We start from the raw sequence: 1,073 nt of genomic DNA, 5'->3' as shown, positions 1-1,073 counted from the left end.
AATTCAGCAAAGTTCAGGGTTTTGGGGGTTAGAGGCATGCTCCCACAGGAGCCGTCGCAAGGGGATCTCGCCGGCAAACGGGAGCGCCAGAAGGGATCCCAAGCAGGCCGGGGACAGCTTTTACAATTGGATAAGGTTGGCAACACGATTGTTGGGGAGCTGAGCCTTGAGCACCGCTGTCTTACCTGCTGCTCCTTTGGTGGATACTCACGTCCACCTCAATTACCCCGATTTTGCCGCGGATCTGCCCCAGGTGGCCGAGCGCTGGCGTCAGACGGGGATCCGGCGTTTGGTGCATTCTTGTGTAACACCGGCAGAATTCCCCCAGTTGCAGGCCATTGCCGACCAGTATCCGGAAGTATTTTTGTCGGTGGGGCTGCACCCTTTGGAGGCGGGCCAGTGGCAGCCCGATTTGGCCGAAAAGATCGCCCACCTGGCCGCCAGCGACGAGCGAGTGGTGGCTATCGGGGAGACGGGCCTGGATTTCTACAAGTCCAACCCGGCGGATATCGAGCGGCAAAAAGAATCCTTCTGGGCCCAGATTGCCATTGCCCAAGCGCAGGATCTGGCGTTGATCGTCCATTGCCGCGAGGCGGCAGCAGCCACCTACGCCATCCTCAAGGAGGCCATGGCCACGGGGGGGCCAGTGCGGGCGGTGATGCATTGCTGGAGCGGATCCCCGGAGGAGACGCGGCTGTTTGTCGAGCTGGGCTGCTTCATTAGCTTCAGCGGCATTGTCACTTTCAAAAATGCCGAGACTGTCCGCCGGTCGGCCTTGGAGGTGCCCCTATCCCAGCTTTTGGTGGAAACCGATTGCCCTTTTCTGGCTCCCACCCCCTTCCGCGGCAAACGCAATGAGCCGGCCTATGTGCAGCGGGTGGCCCAAACCTTGGCGGAGCTGCTTGGGATCCCACCGGAAAAACTGGCAGAAGAAACCAGCCAAAATGCCGCTCGCCTGTTTCAGCTGCCTCTCCTCTAGCTCTGCTTTCCGATGGCGTGGGTGAGCCGTAGGCCATTCCCGGCTCCAGATCTCAGCTAGAAATCGCAGGAGCCCCGCACTGTACCCGTAGGGT

At 60.4% G+C, this 1,073-nt stretch carries 1 protein-coding gene; it reads left to right on the top strand.

What is annotated here, in order from left to right; translation table 11 throughout:
* The first annotated feature begins 166 nt into the window (after positions 1-166).
* Positions 167-979 carry a TatD family hydrolase gene (locus NW843_RS04525; RefSeq protein WP_414344800.1) on the top strand — a complete coding sequence of 271 codons (813 nt, stop codon included), beginning with the start codon at positions 167-169 and terminating at the stop codon, positions 977-979.
* Positions 980-1,073: the final 94 nt, after the last annotated feature.

Origin of the sequence: Synechococcus sp. R5-12 (genome assembly GCF_047502655.1) — a bacterium.
Lineage (GTDB): Bacteria > Cyanobacteriota > Cyanobacteriia > Thermostichales > Thermostichaceae > Thermostichus.
Note: the sequence above shows the minus strand (reverse complement) of the source record. Positions and strands in the feature narration are given on the sequence as shown.